At 66.1% G+C, this 23622-nt stretch carries 20 protein-coding genes and 2 tRNA genes; 10 read left to right on the top strand and 12 right to left on the bottom strand.

What is annotated here, in order from left to right:
• Positions 1-37: 37 nt before the first annotated feature.
• The 4 genes from G015_RS0111610 to G015_RS0111595 all read right to left on the bottom strand — a co-directional run bounded on the left by G015_RS0111610 (position 38) and on the right by G015_RS0111595 (position 2860).
• A tRNA-Arg gene (locus tag G015_RS0111610) sits at positions 38-114 on the bottom strand.
• A 75-nt stretch (positions 115-189) separates the two neighbouring features.
• A complete protein-coding gene (locus G015_RS0111605) occupies positions 190-1095 on the bottom strand; it encodes an HPP family protein (RefSeq protein WP_020146764.1) in 906 nt (301 codons plus the stop codon).
• Between the two features lie 119 nt (positions 1096-1214).
• The gene (locus G015_RS0111600) at positions 1215-2033 is read right to left on the bottom strand and encodes an OmpA family protein (protein WP_020146763.1); all 819 of its coding nucleotides are present in this window, start codon (positions 2031-2033) and stop codon (positions 1215-1217) included.
• Positions 2034-2035: 2 nt separating this feature from the next.
• On the bottom strand, positions 2036-2860 hold the full coding sequence (locus tag G015_RS0111595) for a motility protein A (RefSeq protein ID WP_018139688.1): 825 nt from the start codon (positions 2858-2860) through the stop codon (positions 2036-2038).
• A gap of 139 nt (positions 2861-2999) precedes the next feature.
• On the opposite strand from G015_RS0111595, the gene G015_RS0111590 reads away from it, so the two are divergent.
• From G015_RS0111590 to G015_RS0111575, 4 genes are all read left to right on the top strand, one after another.
• Positions 3000-3584 (top strand): LemA family protein, encoded by a 585-nt coding sequence (locus G015_RS0111590; RefSeq protein ID WP_018139689.1) that lies wholly within the window; start codon positions 3000-3002, stop codon positions 3582-3584.
• A 9-nt stretch (positions 3585-3593) separates the two neighbouring features.
• The gene (locus G015_RS0111585; RefSeq protein WP_018994302.1) at positions 3594-5567 is read left to right on the top strand and encodes a M48 family metallopeptidase; all 1974 of its coding nucleotides are present in this window, start codon (positions 3594-3596) and stop codon (positions 5565-5567) included.
• Positions 5568-5610: 43 nt separating this feature from the next.
• Positions 5611-5697: transfer RNA gene (locus tag G015_RS0111580), tRNA-Leu, on the top strand.
• Positions 5698-5845: 148 nt separating this feature from the next.
• Complete coding sequence (locus G015_RS0111575; protein WP_020146762.1) at positions 5846-8122, top strand: diguanylate cyclase; 2277 nt, start codon at positions 5846-5848, stop codon at positions 8120-8122.
• Between the two features lie 26 nt (positions 8123-8148).
• Here the strand turns inward: G015_RS0111575 and mnmD are convergent, their stop codons facing one another.
• The 4 genes from mnmD to G015_RS0111555 form a co-directional block, all read right to left on the bottom strand.
• Positions 8149-10008: a tRNA (5-methylaminomethyl-2-thiouridine)(34)-methyltransferase MnmD gene (gene mnmD / locus G015_RS0111570; protein WP_020146761.1), complete on the bottom strand. Its 1860-nt coding sequence runs from the start codon at positions 10006-10008 to the stop codon at positions 8149-8151.
• A gap of 60 nt (positions 10009-10068) precedes the next feature.
• Entirely contained in the window at positions 10069-11439 is a 1371-nt protein-coding gene (locus G015_RS0111565) for a peptidoglycan DD-metalloendopeptidase family protein (protein ID WP_018993152.1), read from the bottom strand.
• 264 nt (positions 11440-11703) lie between these two features.
• Positions 11704-12486 (bottom strand): ABC transporter permease, encoded by a 783-nt coding sequence (locus tag G015_RS0111560; RefSeq protein ID WP_018139694.1) that lies wholly within the window; start codon positions 12484-12486, stop codon positions 11704-11706.
• A complete protein-coding gene (locus tag G015_RS0111555; protein WP_018139695.1) occupies positions 12483-13460 on the bottom strand; it encodes an ABC transporter ATP-binding protein in 978 nt (325 codons plus the stop codon). The genes G015_RS0111560 and G015_RS0111555 overlap by 4 nt, the downstream gene beginning before the upstream one ends.
• An 88-nt stretch (positions 13461-13548) precedes the next feature.
• Here G015_RS0111555 and G015_RS0111550 point away from each other — a divergent pair, with 88 nt between their 5' ends.
• Positions 13549-14940, top strand: a complete 1392-nt coding sequence (locus G015_RS0111550; RefSeq protein ID WP_020146760.1) for a M17 family metallopeptidase — start codon at positions 13549-13551, stop codon at positions 14938-14940.
• 8 nt (positions 14941-14948) lie between these two features.
• Here G015_RS0111550 and G015_RS0111545 read toward each other — a convergent pair whose 3' ends face one another.
• Together G015_RS0111545 and G015_RS0111540 are read right to left on the bottom strand one after the other, a co-directional pair.
• Complete coding sequence (locus G015_RS0111545; protein WP_020146759.1) at positions 14949-15752, bottom strand: creatininase family protein; 804 nt, start codon at positions 15750-15752, stop codon at positions 14949-14951.
• A 32-nt stretch (positions 15753-15784) separates the two neighbouring features.
• The gene (locus G015_RS0111540) at positions 15785-16573 is read right to left on the bottom strand and encodes an FkbM family methyltransferase (protein WP_018994307.1); all 789 of its coding nucleotides are present in this window, start codon (positions 16571-16573) and stop codon (positions 15785-15787) included.
• Between the two features lie 123 nt (positions 16574-16696).
• Here G015_RS0111540 and G015_RS0111535 point away from each other — a divergent pair, with 123 nt between their 5' ends.
• From G015_RS0111535 to G015_RS0111525, 3 genes are read left to right on the top strand one after another with little or no spacing between them, the layout of a single operon-like run.
• Positions 16697-17827 (top strand): ChaN family lipoprotein, encoded by a 1131-nt coding sequence (locus G015_RS0111535; protein ID WP_018139699.1) that lies wholly within the window; start codon positions 16697-16699, stop codon positions 17825-17827.
• Positions 17828-17840: 13 nt separating this feature from the next.
• On the top strand, positions 17841-19817 hold the full coding sequence (locus tag G015_RS0111530; RefSeq protein WP_020146758.1) for a M1 family metallopeptidase: 1977 nt from the start codon (positions 17841-17843) through the stop codon (positions 19815-19817).
• The gene (locus G015_RS0111525; protein ID WP_020146757.1) at positions 19814-20233 is read left to right on the top strand and encodes an HIT domain-containing protein; all 420 of its coding nucleotides are present in this window, start codon (positions 19814-19816) and stop codon (positions 20231-20233) included. The genes G015_RS0111530 and G015_RS0111525 overlap by 4 nt, the downstream gene beginning before the upstream one ends.
• 6 nt (positions 20234-20239) lie before the next feature.
• On the opposite strand, the gene G015_RS0111520 is transcribed toward G015_RS0111525, so the two are convergent.
• Both G015_RS0111520 and G015_RS0111515 read right to left on the bottom strand, forming a co-directional pair.
• Complete coding sequence (locus tag G015_RS0111520; protein ID WP_018139702.1) at positions 20240-20890, bottom strand: OmpW family protein; 651 nt, start codon at positions 20888-20890, stop codon at positions 20240-20242.
• A 92-nt stretch (positions 20891-20982) separates the two neighbouring features.
• Positions 20983-21687, bottom strand: coding sequence for an SDR family NAD(P)-dependent oxidoreductase (locus G015_RS0111515; protein ID WP_020146756.1), 705 nt, complete (start codon positions 21685-21687; stop codon positions 20983-20985).
• A 60-nt stretch (positions 21688-21747) separates the two neighbouring features.
• On the opposite strand from G015_RS0111515, the gene G015_RS0111510 reads away from it, so the two are divergent.
• On the top strand, positions 21748-23268 hold the full coding sequence (locus G015_RS0111510) for a DUF1538 domain-containing protein (protein ID WP_018173906.1): 1521 nt from the start codon (positions 21748-21750) through the stop codon (positions 23266-23268).
• Positions 23265-23612 carry a hypothetical protein gene (locus tag G015_RS0111505; RefSeq protein WP_018173905.1) on the top strand — a complete coding sequence of 116 codons (348 nt, stop codon included), beginning with the start codon at positions 23265-23267 and terminating at the stop codon, positions 23610-23612. Before G015_RS0111510 ends, G015_RS0111505 begins: the two co-directional genes overlap by 4 nt.
• The last annotated feature ends 10 nt before the right edge of the window (positions 23613-23622 follow it).

The following is a 23622-nucleotide window of genomic DNA, read 5'->3' as shown; positions in this document are numbered from 1 at the left end:
GCCGACACCAGTTCGTTAAGGAAACACTAATGGAAGGTGGTGTCCCCGGCAGGATTCGAACCTGCGACCTGCCCCTTAGGAGGGGGCTGCTCTATCCAGCTGAGCTACGGAGACAGCCGCGCCGCGAGTATAAGCATGTGTCGGGATTCGCGCCAAAGCGATGTGGCGGTTCCCAGGCTGTGGCGACGGTCACCCTTGAACGTCCAGGCGATGGTGGGCCCAGGCGACAAAGTCCATCACAGGGCAGCGACCTTCCTCGGGGACGCCTGCGCCGCTAATGACGCGATACGTGATCAGGTCGCCATCTCGCGCCAGGACCTTGCGCACGCTCCAGGCGTGGTCCGCGGCGCCGTTGCTGTAGCACTGTCCGGGACGAACATCCGCAGGATCGATCGCGTCCGGGTGCGAATGGTGGCGTCGTGCCAGGAGGTACAGGCGGGCCAGGTCGTCCTCCGTCATGTCGAGATACAGATTGAGATCGCGCATCGCGTGTTCCAGGTCGGCCTGGCTGAGGCCGGCACGCTCCAGTGCACCGGATGGGCCGGCGGGCGAGGGCTCGCCCAGGCGCGCCAGGGCGGCCGGGTAGCGGCGCCATGGAAACGGGTAGTTGATCATGAAGGCGACCAGCAGCATGACAGCCACGCTGGAGAGAACGGGGTGCAGGATGAACAGCAACCCCAGCTCCTCGACCGAGGCGCCGCCCAGCACGGCATACAGCGCCGTGGCACCCCCGGGAGGGTGCAGGCAGCGCAGGTAGTACATCGCGTAGACGGTGAGGCCGACCGCGAGTGCGGCGGCCACCAGCGGGTGATCGACCAGGTGACGGACGGCGACCCCGACCATAGCCGCAATGGCATGCCCACCGAGGACATTCCAGGGCTGCGACAGCGCGGCCCGGGGTGCGGCAAAGAGCAGGACGGCGGTAGCTCCCAGGGAGGCGAGGATGAGCCCGTTGATGCCGCTTTCGGTGACCGAGGCCGCGACCTCCAGTGACAGATACAGGCCGATCACGGCCCCGATCAGAGCGATCAGCTTGTCCTTGTGATTGGTGGTGTCGAGGAAGTCGCCGAGTAGGAGGCCGCGTCCTGTGCGCATGTCTGCCCGTTGCTCATAAGCTGAATAACGTGCGCATCTTTATGGGCGCAGGGCCCGTGGTCAAGTGGTGGGTTGCGTGCTGCGGGATTCCCGGGGAAGGTATGGGAATCCCTCGGGCGTCATGGATCCGCGGCGGTTGGAGACTCGAGGATCAGCGCGACGCGCCGATTCTCGGCACGGCCGCGTGCGGTGTCGTTGCTGGCCACAGGCTGGGTGTCGGCGCGGCCCACGGCGCGCAGTCGCTCGGCGTCGAGTCCCTGGTCCAGCAGGTAGCGGACCACGCCGCTGGCGCGGGCGGAGGAGAGCTCCCAGTTGGAGGGAAAGCGCTCCGTCCCAATCGGGATGTTGTCGGTGTGCCCCTCGACGGTAACCAGGCCGTCGTGCTCGTCCAGTAGGGTCTCCAGCTGCGCCAGTAGCGCCCGGCCTTCCGGTTGCAGGTCGGCCTGTCCGCTGGCGAACAGGATCTCGTCCTGGATGCGCAGCTCGGTGCGGCCGGGGTGCTCGACGACCTCGACGCCCTGAGGTGCCTGCTCGCGCATCCTGGATGCGGTCGTGGCCGTGCCCTCGGGATCGGGGTCGTCCACTTCCGGCAGCAGTTCATGGAGCCGGCCTTCGAGATCGCCCAGGTCTCCTGTTAGGGGCGCGACCAACGGGTCGAGGAGGGCCTGGTGATCGGGGTGGGCGAGCTGGATCGGTTGGGCCGCGCTGGCCAGTGGGCGGTCGTCGCGCGGGTCCATGAAGGTCAGCATGATCACGAATATGACGATGACCAGGGTGAGGACGTCGAGATAGGTGAGGATCCAGGCGTGCTCGTCGTCGCGCTGGCGCTCGCCCGGATAGGAGCCGAGAAAGGCCTGTTCCGGTCGCGTGGCCGCCTGGGCATCCATCTCGGCCTGCATGGCCGCGCGGTTGGAGGTGGAGTATCCGGGGCTGGGCATGCTCAGGTGCGTTCCTGGCGTTCGGCTTCATCCGGATCGGGTTCGCCGTTGGGCTCGGTCTGGCGGATCTCGTCGCGGTGGTTCTCCATGAACGAACGCAGGGTCTCGCGGATGTACCCCGGGGTGCGGCCCTTGCGCATCAGCATGATGCCTTCGAGCACCATCGTCATCAGCACCACGCGGCCCTCGGTGCGCCGTTCCAGCTTGATCGCGATCGGGCGGAACACGAGGTTTGCCAGCAGGATGCCGTAGAACGTGGTGATCAGGGCGATCCCGAGGTTGACCGCGATGATGGTGAAGTCATCGGTCTCGGTGGTCAGCAACAGGTTAATCAGTCCGATCAGCGTCCCCAGCATGCCGAAGGCCGGGGCATAGGTGGCCATGGTGCGAAACATCTGCGCATCGGCCTGTTCGCGGGCGCGCAGGCGGGCCATGCGCCAGTTGAGCAGGTCCTGGATGTCGTCCATCGGGGTGTCATCGATCACCAGCTGGATGCCGGTGCGCAGGAACGGATTCTGGACCTGCTCCAGGCGCTGCTGGACGCCGCGCAGGTTCTGCGAGTACCAGTAGCGCGAGACCTGAACGATCTCTTCCAGGTCGCTGGCGATGTCGTAGCGCTCCTCGCGGATGGCATGCGCCCCCGCACGGAAGACTCGCACCACCTCGTGAAAGGGATAGCTCATCAGGGTCGCGGCGATCGTACCGCCGAGCACGATACCCAGCCCCGGCAGGTTCAGGAAGGCATGCAGGTCCTGCGAGGAAAAGGCGATCACGCTGCCGAAAACCAGCAGGCTGCCGATGATGCCGAGAAGGGTCGAGAGATTCATTCAGGAATCCGTAAGGCTCCGGGATTGATGGGGGTCAGGGTATAGCACGGCCGCGCCGGGTTCACGCAGTCCCGGGCGTTCGCCGGCGGCGTCGTTCCTGCGTACACTCGGGGCTTTGTTTGCTGAGGGAGAGGCCGGCATGGAATGGGTGCTGATCGCGATTGTGGTGCTGCTCGTGGTCTGGGCGGTCTGGACATACAACCGGCTGGTGACGGCGCGCAACCGCTACAAGAACGCGTTTGCCCAGATCGACGTCCAGCTGACCCGCCGCTACGACCTGATCCCGAACCTGGTGAAAGTCGCGGAACGCTACATGAGCCATGAGCGCGACACGCTGGAAGCAGTGATCCAGGCGCGCAATCAGGCGATGGACCGGCTGAAGCAGGTGGGCGGGGACCCCACGAACACTGAGGCCGTGCGCCAGCTGTCCGGGGCCGAGCAGGGGCTGTCCGGCGCCCTGGGACGCTTGTTCGCGCTGTCCGAGAACTATCCGGACCTGAAGGCGAACGAGAACATGATGCAGCTCTCCGAAGAGCTGACCAGCACCGAGAACCGGGTGGCCTTCGCGCGTCAGGGCTATAACGATGCGGTGATGCAGTACAACATCCTGCGCGAGATGTTCCCGAACACCCTGATCGCGAACAACTTCGCCTTCCGCCCGGCGCAATTGCTGGAGATCGAGGACCCGCAGAAGCGCGAGCCGGTCGAGGTCAACTTTTCCTAGGGACAGGGCATGAATTTCTTTGAACATCAGGACCGTGCCCAGCGGCGCACGCGGGTGCTGCTGGGCCTGTTCATGCTGGCTGTGCTGGCGATTGTGGTGGTGATGAACCTGATCGCGCTGGTGCTGTTCGGCCAGGCGCAGGCGACCGCACCGGGCGAACCCTGGCTGACCCGGGCGTTTCTCCGCGACAACCTGGACGTGGTTGGCTGGACCAGTGCGTTCACCGTGGGGCTGATCGGTCTGGGCAGTCTCTATCGCATGCTGAGCCTGCGCGATGGCGGTGGCGCGGTTGCGCGCGAGCTTGGGGGCACGCGGATTGAAGGGGACACCCGTGATCCGTTGCGCCGCCGCCTGATGAACGTGGTGGAAGAGGTCGCGATCGCCTCGGGGGTTCCGGTGCCCGAGGTCTACGTGCTGGAGCAGGAGCCGGGCATCAATGCCTTCGCGGCCGGGTATTCGCCGTCCGATGCCGCGGTCGCGGTGACGCGCGGCGCGCTGGAACACCTGAACCGGGACGAGCTGCAGGGCGTGGTCGCCCACGAGTTCGGGCACATCCTCAATGGCGATATGCGCATGAACATCCGCCTGGTGGGGATGCTGTTCGGGATTCTGGTGATGGCACTGATCGGGCAGCGTGTGCTGCTGGCGATGCGCTTTTCCCGCAACAACCGGAACGCCGGTGGGATCGTGGTCGCGGGCCTGGTGCTGATGATCGTCGGCTATATCGGACTGTTCTTTGGCCGCTGGATCCGGGCATCGGTTTCGCGTCAGCGCGAATACCTGGCGGATGCCTCAGCCGTGCAGTTCACGCGCCAGCCGGAGGGTATTGCGGGGGCGCTGAAGAAGATCGGGGCCAGCTACTCCGGGCTCAACGCGGACAGCGAAGAGGTCGGACACATGCTGTTCGTCAATGGGGGCCTGGGCCGGATGTTTGCGACCCATCCGCCGCTGGAAGATCGTATCCGCAAGATCGAGCCGAGTTTTGATCCCTCGGAGCTGGAGGCTGTACAAAAGCGCATGCAGGACGATGCGCGGCGCCGGCGCGAGGAGCAGGAGGCCGAGGCCGCGCGCGAACAGGCCGAGCCGAAGGCCGGGGGTGGGCTGGCGTTGCACCCCGAGGCCCTGCTCGAAGCGATTGGCGACCCCGGCCTTGCGCATATCCTCGGCGCCGGCTTCCTGGTCGCCGCAGTGCCCAGCGCCCTGGAACGCTCGGTGCATTCCGATCGCTGGGCCGCCGAGGCCGTGCTGTATCTGTTGATCTCCAATGACGCGGAGGTGCGAGATGCCCAGCTGATGCGCATCCTCGAGACGCGCGGCGAGGACAGCGAGAAGCGCGTGCGCGACCTGCTGCAGGCAGTACCGGAGCTCAGTCCCGATCTGCGCATCCCGGTGCTGGAGATGGCCTTCCCCGTGCTCCGCCGTCACCCCCCACAGGAACGCGAGGTCTTGTCAGGGCTTGTAGATGAGCTGATTCAGGCCGATGGACGGGTGTCGGCCTTCGAGTACGCGCTCGGGCGCCTTGTACGGCGTCAGCTGCAGGATATCGAACGGCCGTCGCAGGCCCGTTCAGGTGGCCGCCGCCGGCTGGCCGACAACAGTGGACAGGCACGCTACGTGCTGGCGGTCCTGGCCCACCACGGGCACCCCGACGATCCCGATGCGGCCATCACGGCGTTCAATGTCGGCGTGGCGGCGCTGACCGGCATCATGCCGCTGGAGTCGGAGGCCCCGCCCGAACTCGAGCAGGCCACCACCGGCAATGCCTGGGCAGCCGTGCTGGACAAGGCCCTGGAGCGGCTCGACGACCTACGGGTCAAGGACAAGCGGACGCTGGTAGAGGCGATGCTGGCGACGGTTCAGCGCGGCGGTGGCGTCCAGGTAGCCGAGATCGAGTTGCTGCGCGCGATGGCCGCTGCGCTGCACATCCCGTTGCCCATCGCCGAGATGGCGGATGGCTCGCAGGGGAGCGGGTCAGCGGGATAAGGCTCCACACCCGGCTGGTGTAGCCGGTATGATGCGAGTCCCCGGGGGCGTGGCGGAACGGGTAGACGCAAGGCACTTAAAATGCCTCGGCCGCAAGGCTGTGCCGGTTCGAGTCCGGCCGCCCCCACCATTATCTTTCCTTGCACTTGAAGTGCCACAGCTAATCGTCACTTCCAAAAGCATATTTCTGCGCCTCGGGTGAGCAGCGATCTCACCGTTCACAGGGGGGTGTTTTAGGCGCATAGTGGGTAATACCGCTGGTAGTGACAGGTCTGGGCATGGATGACAGCACCCACACGCGCACGGAAGCCCCGCACGACGCGCCTCGCCACAGGGGCCGGGATTCGGGGTCCACGGCGGGCCCCTTTGCCCTGGGCCTGGTGGCCGCCCTGATATTCCTTGGGCTGTTTCTGCTGATTGATCGCGCCTGGAAGATCGAGCTGGAAGATCGCCAGAGTGCCGCGGTGGCGAGCGAGCTCGCCAGTCTGCGCACGCAGGTGGAAAGCGTGATCAATGGGCTGGTGCATTCGACCATCGGGCTGGCGGCCTACGCCTATGTTCATCCGGACCTGGGGACCGACGAGTTCGAGCGCGTAGCCGAGCGCATTTACCGCGGGCATGAAGACCTCGTGATTTCCCTGACGCTGGCACGGGGGCCGATCGTCGAATTTGTCTATCCCCTTGAGGGGAACGAAGGCGTGGTCGGGCTCAACCTCGCCACCCACCCGGAACAGGCGGATTCCTTTCGCCGAGTCCTGAACGAACGAGAGGTGGTCGTAGCGGGCCCCTGGCCGCTGATTCAGGGCGGTTATGGGCTCCTGGTGCGCGCCCCGGTCGACACGGAGCCCGTTCCAGACAGTCCTGCTCACCTCGCCGCTGACGAGCCTATGGACCAGCTGAGTATCAGCAGCATAGCGCTGGATTTTGAGGCCTTGCTCGAGCGTGCGGGCATCGGCGAACAACTGGGTACGCTGTTGCTTGCCCTGCGCGGCCGGGATGGTGTGGGCGAGGCTGGGCCGTTTTTCTACAATCCTCATGACCTCGCCGAGGAGGCGCCACACCGGCATCGGATTCGTTTCCCGGGGGGCGAATGGCAACTCCTGGCCGATGTAGATCCGGCGCACAGGGAGACGGATCGTCCCATGGCCTGGTGGGCATTGGGGTTCGTGGGCGCACTGGCAGTGGGCGGCTACACCTATCGCGTCGGGACGGGCATGCAGGCACGTCGACGTGACCTTGATCGCTACCGGGGCCTGGTGAATCGCTTGGAAGACCCGACGCTCGTGGTGTCCGGGCGACGTATCCTCTGGGCAAACCCGGCGTTTGTTCGAATGCTGGGACAACAACCGCCTGTGAATACGGAGCTGGCACAGTTGGACCTTGTGCACCCGGATGATCTCGACCGGCTTCCACCCAACCTCGATTTCACCGATTCACCGCCCGAGACGCATGGACGCGAGGTACGGATATGCGTGTTTCACGGGGGATGCCGCTTTTTCCTGTTGCGCTGGGTGCCTGTGGACTGGGAGCGAGGCCGTGCGTGGCTGCTGACCTTCGTCGACGTCAACGAAAACCGATTGCTGTTCGATGCCCTGACCGCCGCGCGGGATCTGCAGGATGCGATGTTCGAGGCCATTCCGGGGTATGCCTTTGTGGTCGATTCGGAGGGCACGGTTCGACACGTGTTCGGGGAGGCTTGCCATCGACAGGAGATGGCCCCGGCCCTCCTTGGCGACACCCTGGATCGGTTGTTTCCCTCGGACGTGGCGGCGAACTTCCTCGAGATGGTGAACCGGGCGATCGATGAGGGGACGCTGCAGATGCACGAATACCGCCTGGATGTGGATCTGTTGAAGCGCCTGGGGATTCCCGAGCATGAAACCGGCGCGCGCTGGTTCGAGGCACGGATCCGGCCTCTGGCGCGCGCAATCAACGGCCTCCCCGCAGTCGTCTGGCACGCGCTTGATGTCACGGATCGGCGGGAGCTGGAGGTCAAGCTGAAGACCATGGCCTGGGAAGACCCCCTGACCGGGATGGCCAATCGGGCGGCACTGGATCGTGCGTTCCCGCGGCTGGTGGCGCGTGCCGAGCGTCAGGGGGGACGCCTCGCGCTGCTGTTCATCGATCTGGACCACTTCAAGCCGGTGAATGATCGCTATGGCCATGTCGTGGGCGATCAGCTCTTGCGCCGGGTCGCGGAAAGGCTGAAATCGCATCTGCGCCCGGACGACGTCCTCGTCCGTCTGGGCGGGGACGAGTTCATCGTCCTGACCGCGCCGCTGGAGGAGCGTGAAGAGGGCCTTCATCTGGCCCAGCGGGTGCAGCAGGATCTCGATAACGCGTTCGAGGTCCACACCGGTCCTGGCGAATTCGTGGAGCTAAAGGTCACATCCAGTATTGGTGTGGCCTTCTATCCGGATGTGGGCCGGCATCTGTCGGACCTGATGGTCGCAGCCGACCGGGCCATGTATCAGGTGAAGGCGCAGGGGCGCAATGATGTCGGCCTGGCCGGTGATGCACCCCCTAACCATGGGCGCCCCACGCCGAGGGTGTAGTCCACAACAACCGGCGAATGGGACGACTAGGCGAGCGGGCGTTGCGGGTCGAGGCGGCCGGCGGTGCTGTCCAGCAAGGGCTCTGGCAGACCCAACAGGCGGTCGGCCACCAATTCCGCGGCCAGGGGTGCGTACAACAGCCCGCGCGAGCCGTGGGCCACATTGAGCCAGACGCGGCGGCCGGGGTCGCGAAGACTCGCACCGGCCAGAGGCAAGCGATCACGTACCACAGCACGGTTACCCGCCCAGCGTTCCAGCGTCTCGACCTGGGCGGGGTCACCCAGACCGGGAACCCAGCTCAGGTGCTCGAGGTTGAGCTGGTCGTCCTCGCGGCGAGGCGTGGTGTCGGGTGCGGCTTCCACTGTATCCGGCATCTGTGTCCGCCGATACGTAGCGCCAATCCAGGCCTCGCCCGGGCCTAGCGGGATGCAGTACCCCTGGCCCGTCGTGACCTGTCCACCCCAGTCCGGGAGCGGGGCACGGATCCGGGTCATTTGCCCCGACACGGTCGATACCTGTTCCAGTTCGGGGCACAGGGCGTGTAATCCGGGAGCCGCTGTCGCGACCACTACGTGATCCCATGGGAGAGAATCGGCGCTGGACCCGGCCGGTTGGCCTTCCAGTATCAGGCCCTCGTCGGTGAGGCGCAGGCCGGCGATCCGGCGGGTCTCCACAGGCGGGAGCGACTGCGCGAGGGCCGTACAAAGCCGGGCGAGATTGAGGCCGCAGCCCCCGGGATAGTACAGACGTGGCTCCGGACCCGAATCCGGTCCGCCCTCGAGGTCGAACAAAGCCCCGGTGTACTCCCGCCCAGCGCGCAGCAGGCGCTGCACCCGTTTCCGGCCGTGGGCGCTGACACCATGAAAGGAGACCCCTTCCGCCAGCACGGGGTCAATGCCGGTTTGCGCGGTAATCTCGCCGAGCAGGCCCCGGGTCGAGCGCATGCCGGCCAGGGCCAGATGATTCAACTCCGTGTCCCTGGGGTGGGGGTTCGGCAACAGGACCGCGGCCGGGTTTCCGGATGCGCCGCCCCCGGCGCCGGCAGGGTCGAACAGTCGAACCTCGCAGCCTCTGTTATGCAATGCGAATGCAGAGGCCAGCCCGGCAACGCCGGCACCGATGATCGCAACCCGGGGCCGCTTGAGCGCGTCGGGTACAGGTCCGCGATAGCTGCCTTCCAGGCGTTCACGCTTCTGGCCATGTCCCGGGGCACGTTGGACTTCAAATCCCACTGCCTCCAGATCCCGGCGTACCTGTCCGGCGGCGGTATAGGTGCCAAAGGTGGCGCCGGGGCGCGAAAGGCGCGCGATCTGGCGAAAGACCGCCGTGTTCCACAGGCCCGGGTTCGAGCGTGGCGCGAAACCGTCCAGGAACCAGGCATCGATACCGCCGCGGATCTGCGCCAGCAGGGGAGCGGCATCGCCCAGGCCGAGCGTCAGGATTGCGCGGGCTCCGGGAAACACAATCCGGTGCAGGCCACTGATCGGTGGGGGGTACTGCGCACGGAGGGCCCGGCTATCGGCGTCGTCCAGGTCCAGGTGCCGATGGACCTCCCGCAGATCGTCGAGTGACAATGGATGGGCTTCCAGACTCAGTATCGACAGGAAGGCCCCGGGCGGCGCGTGTTGCCGCCACTGTTGCAGCGTCAGCAGGACGTTGAGGCCTGTACCAAAACCAGTTTCCCCGATGGCGACCGTTCCGCCGGCGGCAAATCGACGCGGGAGGTCGTTGGCCTTGATGAAGACCTCGAAGGCCTCGGCCCCGGGGTCGTCCGAGCCGAAATAGGCGTCCTGGTATTCGGGTGCGTACGGTCGCCCGTCGCGCCAGACGAGGCGCGCCTGCGCCAGTGGTTCACATGGAATAGCGGGAGAATGTGCGGGGGTCACAATCGAAGCGCGCCCCACCTGTAAAGGGGTGGGGCGCCGACCTTTGGCAAAAGCAATGCGTTACTGGCTCAGCAACTCGTCGTAGGGTGTGAACGCGACCTGCGTGTTGCGCACGCCGTTGTCGAGTTGCGCCAGGAGGGTCTGGCTCAAACTCTTGAACTTCTCCAGTTCCTCGCCCGCGAGCGACTCGCTTTCGGGGAGCTCCACACGCATCGGGTCGCGCGGCTGGTTGTTCACGTGGACCTCGTAGTGCAGGTGCGGCCCGGTCGAGCGGCCGGTGTTGCCGGACAGCGCGATACGGTCCCCGCGTTCCACGGTGTCTCCGACGCTGACCAGTTGCCGGTGCAGGTGGAGGTACCGGGTAGAGTAGCCCTGCCCGTGCTCGATCACGATAAAGCGGCCTGCGTAGGGATGGTTCTCCACACGGGTGACGCGGCCGTCAGCTGGCGCGTTCACCGGGGTGCCGATCGGCATGGCGAAATCCGTCCCGGAATGCGGTGCCACACGGCCCGTGACCGGATGCCGCCGACGCGGATCAAAACCGGAACTGATGCGGTAATTGCCCGAGAACGGACGACGATCAAATGGTGGCAAAAGGCTTTCGCCGTCCGGCGTGTAGAAGCGGCCATTGGAGTTGCGGGCCGCGCGTACCGTGATGCGCTGTCCCTCGTAGTCGAAGGCAAGCAGGCGGAGATTGTGCGGGGTGTCGTCACCGACCAGGGTTTCCATCTCCAGCAGCAGAGTGAACTCGTCGCCGGTACGGGCGTGTGTGCGGACCGGGAGGTAGCGGTCCAGCAGCACGGCGATGGCGCCGGCCGCGCGGGGCGAGAGGTCGGTGCGTTGTGCTAGCGCGGCGGACACATTGCCCTCAATCTCGGCACTGATCACCATGTGGCTGACTTCGCGCCCGTTCTCGACCTCACCGCGCTGGAAATCCCAGCCATCTTCCTCGCGGACCCATTCGTAGCCGCTTGCGCGGTCGGTCCAGAGACGCAGGTGGGTCAGGTAGCCGTCTTCGTCCACCTGCCACTCGATCTCCTGCCCCGGCCGTATGCGGTTGAGGATCGATGCGTTCTCGTCATCGTCCAGGAGTCGGTAGAGGGTTGCCAGCGGCAGGTCCCAGTCGCGTTGCCACAGGCTGGTCAGGCGCTCGCCGCTCTCGAGCTTGTGGTTGTTCCAGTCCGAGCGGTCCTCTTCGGCCACGCGGTCCTCGCCTTCGTCGAGGTCGAAGGTTTCGTATGAAGTGGGGTAGTCGGTCTCGTCGTCGAACCCGGAATCATTAATCAGGTCGGTTGCGTAGGCGACCTTGGTGGCTTCGGCGTCGAAGTGCGAACCGGCAGATCCGGCCGCTCCCGGTCCATGCGGCTGGGAGAGTTGCTCGGCCTGGCCGTTCTGGCTATCGGGGGAAACGGTGGGGACCATCGGCGACATCTTGCCGTTGGCCCCGGCTTGCAACGCCGCGATATCGAGCGGTTGCGAGGTTTCTGCGGGCTGAGAAGCGAGAAGAAGACTGGCGCTGATTGCAACAGCGACCCCGGCTGCGCCGAGAAGAAAGACGGGTGGGATCTTTCGTTTGACGCCCATATGGCCTCTGCCCGGAAAAGTTTCCGCTTTATACCACGTTTTTTCCGGTAATAAACCCCCTCTTGCCCACGTTGCGCGGTGTCGCAGGCAGGGTGGCGTTCTCGTGATGCATCAGGACCGGATCCCGATGCCCTTGTTCAACAGTATCAGGGCCGCCGTGTACAGGGCCGCGATGAAGGCCACAATTACGGCAAACGAGACCATGATCGGGAAGTCGCTGGACCCGAGGCTGCCGTAGCGGAAGCCGTCCACCATGTAGAGGATCGGGTTGAGCATCGATACGCCCTGCCAGAACTCCGGGAGCAGGCTGACGGAATAGAACACCCCGCCGAGATAGGTCAGGGGCGTGAGCACGAAGGTGGGCACGATCGCGATGTCGTCAAAGGTACGCGCGAACACGCCGTTGATCAGCCCGGCCAGTGCGAACAGGATCGAGGTGAGCAGGACCACGATCAGCATCACGCCTGCGTTGTGGATACTCAGAGGGCTGAAGAACAACGAGACCAGCAGCACTGCCACGCCGACGCTGAGCCCGCGGGCGACACCCCCGAATACAAAGCCCAGGATGATCACGCTGTTGGGGATCGGCGAGACCAGCATCTCCTCGATGTGGCGCTGGAACTTGGAGCCAAAAAAGGACGAGACGACGTTCGAGTAGCTGTTGGTGATTACCGCGAGCATGATCAGCCCGGGGACGATGAAGTCCATGTAGCGAAAGCCGTCCATGTCTCCGATGCGTTCGCCGATCAGCCCCCCGAAGATGATGAAGTACAGGGCGGTGGTAATCACCGGCGGCAGGATGGTCTGCACCCAGATACGCGCGAAGCGCAGCACCTCCTTGGTCACAATGGTGCGAAAGGCGACCCAGTAGTCATGCAGGTGGCGCTCGCTCATTGCGGGTTCTCCGGCTGCTCGGCGGCGCCCGTGGCCCCCTGCGTCAGGTGGCTGGGGGCGGCGTCACTGCGGGTCATGCGCAGAAACAGCTCTTCCAGCCGGTTCGACTTGTTGCGCATGCTCTGAACCCGCAGCCCGGCATGGTCCAGGACACGGAAGAGGTCGTTCAGGTGCTGCCCGCGCTTGATGTCGGCCTCCAGCGTCAGTTCGTCGATTTGCCGCAACGGGATCTCGGAGTCGTGGGGCAGTTGCCGGACCGGCTCGCTCAGGTCCAGAACCATGGTCTCGGTCTCGAGCTTCGCGAGGAGCTGCTTCATCGTGGTGTTTTCGACGATCTGGCCGTCATCGATGATCGCGATGTTGCGGCAGAGGGACTCCGCCTCTTCCAGATAGTGCGTGGTCAGGATGATGCTTCGGCCATCGGTATTGATGCGACGGAGAAAATCCCACATCGAGCGACGCAGCTCGATGTCCACTCCGGCCGTGGGTTCGTCCAGGATCAGCAGTTTCGGTTCGTGCACCAGGGCGCGGGCGATCATCAGGCGCCGTTTCATCCCGCCGGACAGGGTGCGTGCCATGTCCTTGCGCTTCTCCCACAGCCCCAGCTCGCGCAGGTAGTGCTCGGTGCGGCGCCAGGCCTCGTGGCGCGGGATGCCGTAGTAGCCGGCCTGGTTCACCACGATCTCGCCGATCGGTTCGAAGTTGTTGAAGTTGAACTCCTGCGGGACCAGGCCGATCGAGCGCTTCACGGACTGTTGATCACGGTCGAGGTCGTACCCGAACACGCGCACCTCACCGGCCGTCTTGTTGATCAGCGAGGTGATGATGCCGATGGTGGTCGACTTGCCCGCCCCATTGGGCCCGAGCAGGGCGAAGAAACTCCCGGGCGCCACCTCCAGGTCGATGCCCTTGAGGGCCTCGAATCCGTTCTTGTAGGTCTTGCGCAGGCCGCGAATTTCCAGCGCTGGTGTCATGCTCACATCCTGTGACGGTGGGTGTACCGGCCGGGGCGGCCGACGGGCGTTATTATGGCCATTTTGACCGAACCGGGAGGAAAGCCGCGTGGATTCTGCCTTTGTTGAAGCCGCCGACGATGCCATCGATCTGGTACCCGTCACCACCGACACCCTGGAGTCCCGTCTCGAGGCGGCCCCGCCAACGTGGCGTGCCTGGGCCGAGGCGGGGCGCTTCGAGGGCAAGGACGGGCAGGTCCTGCGTGTTCCCGGGGATCAGGGACAGCTTGCCGCGGTCCTGGTGGGATTCGATGCCGAGACACCCCTGTGGATGCTAGCCGCGGCGGCCGAGACCCTGGCGACGGGCCACTATCGCCTGGTCACGGAGGGTCTCGACCCGACCACTCAGGAGCAGGCCGCGATCGGCTGGGGTCTGGGGTGCTACCGCTTCGACCGCTATCGGGCGGCCGAGGATCGGCCGGCGCCCAGGCTGTTCTGGCCCGAGGCGGTCGATCGCAAGCGAGTGATGGCCTATATCGATTCCATCGCCATGACCCGGGACCTGATCAACACCCCGGCCGCCGACATGATGCCAGCGAACCTCGCCCTGACGGCGCGCGAGCTGGCCGAGGCCTTTGGCTGCAGCCTGCACGTGGTCAGCGACAGCGACGCGCTGGAGAAGTCGTTCCCCTGCGTGTACGCGGTGGGCGAGGCGAGTGCGCACGGCCCGCGGGTGATCGAACTCACCTGGGGCCCCGCGGGTGCCCCGTCCGTCGTGCTGGTGGGCAAGGGCGTCTGTTTCGATTCCGGAGGCCTGAACCTGAAACCGGGCAACTCCATGCGCCAGATGAAAAAGGACATGGGCGGGGCTGCGATCGTGCTGGGGCTCGCGCGCCTGATCATGGCGACGGAACTGCCGGTTCGGCTGACAGTACTGATCGGCGCGGTCGAGAACGCGGTGGGTTCGCGTGCGTTCCGCCCCGGGGACGTGCTGACCGCGCGCAATGGCAAGACGATCGAGGTGGACAACACCGACGCGGAAGGAAGGCTGGTGCTCGCGGACCTGCTGGACCGGGCGGGCAGCTTCCACCCGGACCTGCTGGTCGACTTTGCCACCCTGACCGGCGCGGCCCGCGTCGCGGTGGGGACGGAGATCAGCGCTGTCTTTGCCAGCGATGAGAACTGGGCGAACGCGCTGGAAGCCCCGGCCAGAGCCTGGGACGACCCGGTCTGCGCGCTACCGCTGCATGCCCCGTATCGCTACATGCTGGACAGCGACGTCGCCGACATCGTCAACAGCTCGACCGGTGGCTACGCCGGCGCGATCACCGCAGGGCTGTTCCTGAAGGAGTTCGTGCCGGAAGACGTGCCGTGGCTGCACTTCGACATCATGGCGTTCAACGTGCGCGCCCGGCCGGGCCGCCCCAAGGGGGGCGAGGCGATGGGGCTGCGCGCGCTGCACGGGGCACTCGAAGAGCGCTACGCCAGCCAGAAAGCGTAAGCGGGGATTCAGCGGGCGAGGCGTTCGATCGGGAAGGAGGCGGTATCAGTGATCGCCTGGGCCAGCCCCTCGGCGTAGTGGTCGATCAGGGCCTGACCCAACTCGGGCGTGGCGCGGTCCGCGGCGCCTACGACGCCCTCTGGATTGAGGTCATCCGCCATCCAGGCGAACGCAGTCTCGCCGGTGGGACCCAGGCGTCCGGTCGTGCCCTCGAGATCCTCGCCCAGCGAACGGGCGTCCGGCGCGCGGTCCATCTGGACGAGTGTCGGTGCCAGCACACGCATCATTGCGGTCTCGCTAAGACCACCGTGCAGGCCATGTCGGCACTCGCGTTCGGGGATGTCGATGGTGTCCGGCAGTGGCTGCAGGAAGTAGTGGTGCTTGGTGACCAGCAGTCCATGGTCCCGGCGCAGATCCAGTGCGGCGAGCTCCATGATCGCGGTGTTGCCCCCGTGGCTGTTGGCCAGCACCAGGCGGCGAAAGCCGGCGTGGGCGACGCCCGCGCCGATCTCGCGCAACACCGCGAGCGCCGTCTCCGGTGTGAGGCTCAGCGTCCCTGCGAAATGGGTGTGTTCGGCGCTGGTGGCGATCGCCAGCGGCGGCAGCACCAGCGGCTCGAGATCGCTCGGGAGTATCGTCGCCGCCGCGTCCAGCAGGCCCAGGCCGATGCGCAGGTCCGTTTCCAGCGGCAGGTGGGGGCCATGCTGCTCGATCGCGGCCATGGGCAGCACCACGACCGCGTCGCGACGGGCATGGTCGGCAATGGCCTCGGTGGTCAGGTCCTGCCAGCGGATCAGGGTGCGGGTGTCCATTCAGGGAGCGTTGTCCGCGAGCGCGGTCCGGGTCAAGCCCCGCGCAGCCGGGCGTAGATGTCGCCGGAACCTACACGCTCCACATGCTGTTCCAGCCAGGCGCGGATGGCATCCGCGCTCTGCCAGGTGTCGAACCGGAAGCGGCGCTGTTCACCCACGATCAGGTTGTACTCGTAGTCACCCAGGGCGGTCAGTTGCGCCAGGCACTCCTCGGTGACCTCGTCGGCGCCGGCGACGAACTCGAAGGACAACGCCGGGACGGGTTGGCTGAGTCCGCGCAGGACCTCGGCCTCCAGACCCTCGACATCGATCTTGCAGAAGGCCGGCAGGCCGTGATCGGCGATGAGCTGGTCCAGGGTGACCATCGGGACCGCGATCTGGTCGTCCCAGGTCACCTTGCGGAAGCTGCGATTGCGTTTCGCGATCTCGCTTGTGAAACGTCGCGAGACCGAGGAGACGGTCGGGGTGCTGCGACTGACCTCGAGCTGCGCGGTACCATTCTCGGGCCCCACGGCCTCGCGGCGAACGCGCACGCCGGGGAGCCTGGAGGTCGCCTTGCGCAGCAGCCGCAGGATATGGGGCTGCGGCTCGAGCGCGATCACGTGCGCCCCGAGTGCGGCGAAGGCGCGGGTGCGATCTCCGATATGGGCGCCGATGTCGAACACGAGGTCACCGGGCCGCACGAACTCGGCGTAGAGGCGGCGCAGGCCGGCCTGGCGCCCGGGTCGCCAGTAGATCGCCATCGAGCGCAGGGTGCCCAGCCATGCCTGCAGGTGCTGGGGGAGCCGGTTGCGCGCGGCGGTGTCCTCGGGCGTGTCCATGTCGGCAGGCTACCGGACGCGGAACGTGCCGGCCATCGGGGGGTCCGAGAGTAGGTCTATCACCGGGGATGGTGCCTCAAACAGGAGAATTGCATGCAAGGCAGAGTAATCCGACGGCATGGCATGGGCGTGATGCTGGCCGCGATGCTGGCCGCGCCACTGGTGCCCGGTGTGGCCAGCGCGGCGTGTCCGGCCCCGGGGCAATGGGCCACGCCGGCCGGCGAGGAGCTGGATCGCGCGGAGCTGTTCGCCGAGTTGGCGCAGGCGGATGCGGTGCTCCTGGGCGAGCGCCACGATCGCATGGATCACCATCGCTGGCAGCTGGGAACACTGGCTGCCCTGCACGGGCAGCGCCCGGACATGGTTATCGGCCTCGAGATGCTGCCGCGCTCCGTGCAACCGGTGCTGGATCAGTGGGTGGCCGGCGAACTGGACGCGGATGCATTTCTGCGCGACAGCGACTGGTATACCCACTGGGGCTTCGATCCGGAGCTGTACTGGCCGATTCTCCATTTCGCCCGTGTACATGACGTCCCGCTGGTGGCGCTGAACGCAGAACGTGCGCTGGTGCAGCGGCTCGGGCAGGAAGGCTGGGACGCGGTACCGGAGGACGAGCGCTACGGCGTCAGCCAACCGGCTGATCCGCCCGAGGCCTACCGCGAGTATCTGGTGGAGGTGATGGAACGCCATCCGGCGGGCATGGAGCGCGACTCCGACCGGTTCATCGGGTCGCAGCTGGCGTGGGACCGCATGATGGCCGCCGGCATCGCCGAGGTCCTGGAGGCTTCGGACGAGCCGCCGCTGGTGGTCGGGATCATCGGTTCCGGCCACCTGCAATATGGCCATGGCGTGCCGCATCAGCTGGCCGATCTGGGCTATGAACAGGCCCCGGTCCTGCTGCCCCGCGAGTACCGGGAGGACTGTTCCGCGGCCGATCCGGGCCTGGCCCGGGCGGTATTCGGCATCACGGATGGAGATCGCTTTGACCGCGCTTCACCGATGCTCGGCGTGCAGCTGCGCGGCGACGAGGACGGCGGCGTGACCATCCAGGGTGTGCAGTCGGGCTCCGTGGGTGAGGCCGCGGGCCTGGAGGGGGGCGACCGAGTCCTTCGTGCCGGCGACCAGCCAGTGGAGCGCCCGTCGGATCTGCAACGGATCGTCCAGCGTGTGACACCGGGCACCTGGCTGCCGCTGGAGATCGAGCGCAACGGCGAGGCCGAAGAGCGCGTAGCCCGATTCCCGTACGCCGATTAAACGAGGGGGCAATATGCGCGCGGCATGGTGGATCTCGATGGGCCTTCTGGCGTTGCTGGGCTTCCCGGTCGCTTCGACGGCCGGTAACGATTACGTCGAACCCGATTCCGACTTCCCGCTCGGCCTGAGCGTGCACCTGCACCCGGGCGAATCGACCTTCGACGGGCGTCTGGCGCTGGATCTGGAGCTCCTGGACCGGGACCCGCCGAGCCGATTGCGCCTCGATCCCGCCATGGGAGTGGATGCCGTGACCCTGGATGGTGACTCCATCGAACACGAGCTGACCGAGTCGGGCTGGCTGGAACTGGGGAGCGCGCTGTCCGATCGCGATGCCGGGCTCCTGGTGATCGCGTATGGCGCTCGGTTGTCGCGGCCTGATCAGGCGCGTCCCGGCTCGGGATTCCTGGGCGAGGAAGCCGGGTTTCTGCCAGCGGGGGCGGGCTGGTATCCCGCGCTGGAGGACGAGCCCGTGCCCATGCGGATTCAACTGACGGTGGACGGTGGCCAGAAGGCCGTGGTCTCCGGCTCGCTGATCGATGACACGCGCGAGGGCGAGCGCTATCAGGCCCGTTACGAACACCCCGCTGCGCGCCACCTGGCGCTCGCCTCCGGCATTTGGGAGTTGGGCGTGATCGAGGGCGACGGGTGGCAGGTGCGTACCCTGTTCCCGCAGTCGCTACATGAGGCCTTTGGCGAGACCTACCGCGAGAAGACCGTCGAGTACATCGAGCGTTTCGAATCCGAGATCGGACCGTATCCGTACAGCAGCCTGACCGTGGCGGCCTCGCCGCAGCCGGTGGGGCTGGCGTTCTCCGGTTTTACGCTCTTGGGCGAACAAGTCATCCCGCTCCCGTTCATTCCGCATACCTCGCTGGGGCACGAGGTCCTGCACATGTGGTGGGGCACGGGGGTCTATGTCGATCGCTCGGGCGGCAACTGGTCGGAGGGGCTGACCACCTACATGGCGGACTACCAGTTCAAGCGTGAGGCGGGTGAGGGGCGCGAGGAGCGAGCCCAGTGGCTGCGCGACTACGCGGCACTCCCGGCGGACGAGGGTCGCGCCCATGGGGAGTACCAGGGCGGCAACCAGGGCGCGTTGCGCATCGCCGGCTATCACCGGGGCGCGATGATCTGGCGGATGCTGGAGGACTGGATCGGGCGCGAGGCGTTTCTGGAAGGTGCTCGCACGCTCTACAACGACTGGAAGGGGCGTGAGGCGGACTGGGATGCGCTGATCGCGGCCTTCGATTCCGCCACCGACGAGGATCTGGAACCGTTCTTCCGCCAGTGGGTTGATCGGCGCGGTGCGTCGGCACTTGAACTGGCCGATCTTGCCGTCGAACAGGAGACGAATGGGTGGACGCTGTCGGGTACGTTGCGTCAGTCCCGTGATGACGACCCCTGGGATCTGCGTGTACCCCTCGTGGTCGAGACCGAACAGGGGGCGGAGACGTTCTGGATTGCGCTGGCCGACCGTGAAAAGGCGTTCGAGGTGGATCTGGATGCCAAGCCGCTGCGCGTCGCCGCCGATCCCGACTGGCGGCTATTTCGCCATCTGGCCGAAGGCGAATCCCCGGCGATCCTGCGCCGCGCCGCACTAGACCCGGACACACAGGTGATCGCACTGGGCTCGGCGCGGCCGGTCGAGGTGGCGCCCTGGCTGGGGCGCGCACCCGAGCAGAGCCAAAACATGGAAGGGACCCGCATCGTGCTCGGCGAGCCGGACTCGGTCCGCGACTGGCTGCGCGCCCGCGACTGGCCGGAATCGCCGGCGGCGATCGACAGCGACCTGCCAGAGTCCCCGGACGCCGCAGCCTGGGCCGTGCCCGGCGAGGATGTGATCGTGATTGCGGGCTCGGATGCGCAGCAACGCCGTGCGCTGGCGGGCGAGCTGCGCCACCGGGCGCATTACAGCTATGTCCTGCTGGAAGGCGAAGAGCGCCGCACGGGGCACTGGGCCACGCCGGGGATCTGGAAGGAACTGCAATGACGGCGGCGTTCGAGCTGGATGCGCGCCTGCACGCGGATACCTGGTTCGTCGCGGACTGGCCCCTGTCGACGCTGCTGATGATGGATCATGCGGCAATCCCGTGGTTCATCCTGGTCCCGCGCCGTGCGGACCTGCGCGAGCTGCATGACCTTGGGTCCGACGATGCGGCAATGCTGGCACGGGAGTCTTTGGTCCTGGCGCGGGCGATGCAAGCGGCCTTCGAGCCGCAGACGCTGAATGTGGCCAAGCTGGGCAATATCGTCGGGCAGCTGCACCTGCACCATGTCGCCCGTCAGCCGGGCGACCCGGCCTGGCCGGGCCCGGTCTGGGGTGTCCCCGCCGAGCGGGGCCTGGAAAAGAACGAGGCCGAGGACCGCATGCAGCGGGTCCTCGGCCTCGTGGAACGACTGGGCTAGGCCGGCTTAGAAGCGGTAGCCGACGTTCATCCCGAAGGTCCACGGGTCGATCTCGACCGTCCCGATACGCTGGCCGTCGAGACGCGCGGTGCTCTCGATGTCGATCCAGCGCACCTCGGTGTTCAGGAACCAGTTGTCATCCAGCGCGATGTCGATCCCGGCTTGCAGGGCGACACCCCAAGAGTCGTCGAGCCGCAGGCGGCTGTCGGACAGCGCACCGCGGGTGGTCGTGTCAAAGAAGTGGGTGTAGTTCACGCCCGCCCCCAGGTACGGGCGGAACGCCGAGCCGGTGTTGAAGTGGTACTGCAGGCTCAGGGTCGGCGGCAGGTGTCGGGTGTAGCCGACGTTGCCCAGACCTTCCAACGCGATGTCGTGCTTGAACGGGATCCCGACCAGCAGCTCCAGACCCAGGTTGTCAGTGAGCATGTAGGTCGCAGTGCCGGTCGGGCGCGTGCTGGAACCGACGTCCACGCTCAGGTCATCTCCCGTCAGTTCGCCGTTGTCGGACTTCGGCGAGATGTAGGTCAGGCCGCCGCGCAGCAGCCAGTCGCCGGCGGAGACATCCGCGCTGGCGGCGGCCGCTTGGGCCGGGATGAGGGCCGCCGGGGCCAGCAGGCCGGCCAGGGCTAGGGCACGAAAGGTCAGGGTACGGCGCATGTTCGGTTCCTCCGACAATGTGATGGTTCAGAGGTACTATTGCCCGCCTGGTATTAGCACTTGTTGATGCAGATCACGAGCGACAATAGTTTTCAGAACGGCAGCCGCTGGCCCTCGAAGTCGTAGAAGTTCCCGGAGTCCGATGCCTCCAGACGATCCAGCACCTTCAGGAGTTCGCCGGTGGCGTATTCCGGCGCGAGCACTTCCGGGGCGCGGGCCCGATAGGGCTCCGACAGGCGGGTCGCACAGGTCCCCGGCTGCAGGGCGATCACCGCGGCCTGGCGATGGCTGAAGCGCAGCTCCAGCGCCGTCGTGCGGACAATCTGGTTGAGAGCGGCCTTGGAAGCGCGGTAGCTCACCCATCCACCCAGCTGATTGTCCTCGATGGAGCCGACTCGGGCCGATAGGGTCGCCAGGATGCCCTTGCGCTGACGCGGCAACAAAGGTGCCAGGTGTTTGAACAGCAGGGCCGGGCCGATGGCATTGATGGCAAACGAGCGCGCCATGATCGCCGGATCGAGATCGCGCAGACGCTTCTCCGGGCCGTGGCCGTCGATGGTCAGGATGCCGGTGGCGTCCAGGATTAGATCCCATTCGGGCGCTTGTTTGCTTAGCCAGCCAGCGGCGCGTTCGATGCTGGTTTCGTCGAGGAGATCGACGGGCGGTTCGCTGTGGCGGCCAAGTGCCACTACGCACCCGCAGTTCGGGTCGTCTTCAAGATGCTCAACAAACGCGGCGCCGAGCCCGCCCGTGGCACCGACGACCACGGCGCGATAGGGTATCTGCAGGGATTCCATACTGCCTGCGACCACGGCGCGGGGAATTGATTCCGGGGCCATGCCTCGGCAAGGGAGCGCATGAACTTTCTCCACACGCTGGGCCATGCGGCGCGCAATCTTGCGCCCATCGTGATCGTGGTTGCGGTGTTCCAGGCGCTGGTGCTGCGTACGGTGCCGGATGGCCTGCTGTCCATGGTGATCGGGCTGGCCATCGTGGTCTTTGGCGTGGCACTGTTCCTGCAGGGCCTGGAGATGGGGATCTTCCCCATCGGCAAGAACCTGTCCAACGCGCTGGCCCGGCGCGGTTCGCTGCTCCTGCTGATGGCGTTCGGCTTTACCCTCGGCTTCGCTACCGTGATCGCGGAACCGGCCCTGATCGCTGTGGCGGAGCAGGCGGAGCTGATCAGCGAGGGACGGATCGAGGGCTTGGTCCTGCGCCTGATTGTCGCGTTGTCCGTGGGTGCCGTGGTGGCGCTGGGCATCCTGCGCACGGTCATGGGCCATCCGCTGCACTGGTACATTCTGAGCGGCTACGTGCTGGTGGTGCTGGTCACCTTCTTCGCCCCCGAGGAGATCGTCGGCCTGGCCTACGACTCGGGCGGGGTGACCACGAACATCGTGACCGTCCCGCTGGTCGCGGCGCTGGGCCTCGGCCTGGCGGCCTCGATCAGCGGGCGCAATCCACTGCGCGACGGCTTTGGCCTGGTGGCGCTTGCCGTGATGGTGCCAATGATCACGGTGCAGCTCTACGGAATCATTGTGTTCGCCGGCGCGGAGGTCGACGCCCCGGGCAATGGCGAGACCGCGGCCATGGATGCGGACACGGACCTTCCGGGTGCGGGCGAGGAACACTGGCTCTCCGCGATGGGGATGGACCTGCTACTGATGCTGCGCGATGTCGCACCGATCATCGCGGTGATTGTAGTGTTCCAGTACTTCGTGCTGCGCAAGCGCATCCCGTATCTGCCGCGGGTGATTTTCGGCTTCGTGCTGGTCGTGCTGGGCCTGTACGCCTTCGTGGTCGGGCTCAAGCTGGGCCTGTTCCCGATCGGCGAGAGCATGGCCGAGCAGTTGATCACCAACGAACTGTTCCTGTGGGTCTACCTGTTCGCGTTTTCCATCGGATTTGCGACCACGATGGCGGAGCCCGCGCTCATCGCGATTGGCCAGAAGGCCGAGGAGGCTGCGCGCGGTTCATTACGCGGCAATGTAATCCGCATCCTGGTGGCGCTGGGGGTCGCTATCGGTATCACCATTGGCGTGCACCGCATCCTGGCGGGCGACTCCATCCATCAATACATCATGGCTGGCTACCTGCTGGTGATCGTGCTGACGATCCTCGCACCCAAGCAGATCGTGGCGCTCGCCTTCGACTTGGGCGGGGTGACGACCTCCGAGGTGACCGTACCCCTGGTCACGGCCCTCGGGATCGGGCTGGCCACGCATCTGGAAGACCGTAATGTCCTGATCGACGGCTTCGGCCTGATCGCCTTCGCGTCGATCTTCCCCATCGTCACCGTGATGGTCTACGCCATCCTGGTGGATATCTACGAGCGCTGGACCGGCAGGGGCCGCGCACAACAGGAGGATTCGCCATGAGATTTTCGGCACTGATCGCCGTGCTTCCGGATGACCTCGAGCAGCGGGCCATCGAGACGGCCAAGGCCGCGGGCGCCGGCGGCGTCACGATCATGGATGCCCGCGGTATCGGCGCGGAGGCCCGCAAGACGTTTCTGGGCATGACCTACGAGGGCAGCCAGTCGGTGCTGATGTGGGTGCTGGAAAAGAAGGTCGCGCTGAACGTGCTCAAGGTCATCAGTCAGGACCTGGAACTCGAAGGAGACCCGCGCGGCGTTGCATTCACCGTGGATATTGCCCACCTGGCCGGGATCGGGCGCAAGCAGATCGAGCAGTTCCAGGAACACGTAAAGGAAGAGATCTGAGGAGGACTCG

It is taken from the genome of Thioalkalivibrio sp. ALJ15 (assembly GCF_000383695.1).
GTDB lineage: Bacteria > Pseudomonadota > Gammaproteobacteria > Ectothiorhodospirales > Ectothiorhodospiraceae > Thioalkalivibrio.
The sequence above is the reverse complement of the archived record's forward strand: the minus strand, read 5'-3'. Positions and strand labels throughout refer to the sequence as shown.